This window comes from Candidatus Infernicultor aquiphilus (genome assembly GCF_002784285.1).
GTDB lineage: Bacteria > Atribacterota > Phoenicimicrobiia > Phoenicimicrobiales > Phoenicimicrobiaceae > Infernicultor > Infernicultor aquiphilus.
Genome location: NZ_PFKO01000168.1, coordinates 1,099 through 1,398 on the forward strand (window position 1 = coordinate 1,099; position 300 = coordinate 1,398).

General features: G+C 37.7%; 1 pseudogene. It reads left to right on the top strand.

From position 1 onward, the window contains the following. Positions 1–300: pseudogene (locus tag COZ07_RS04630) on the top strand (ABC transporter ATP-binding protein); the annotation flags it as partial.

Genomic DNA, 300 nt, shown 5'->3' on the forward strand with positions numbered 1-300 from the left:
GGAAAAACAGTTGGCGGGGAAGTAATTTTTAAAGGAGAAAACTTATTAAAAAAAACCGAAGATGAGATGAGAGGGATAAGAGGAAAAGAAATTGCCATAATATTTCAAGAACCTATGACGGCGCTAAATCCTGTATTAACAGTGGGGTTTCAGATATCAGAAGCCTTGATGATGCATTTCAAGATTGGTAAAAAAGAAGCGATAAATAAGTCAGTAGAACTACTAAAAAAAGTGGAGATACCTATGCCAGAAGAGAGGGCAAACGAATATCCTCATCAGTTAAGTGGCGGAATGAGGCAG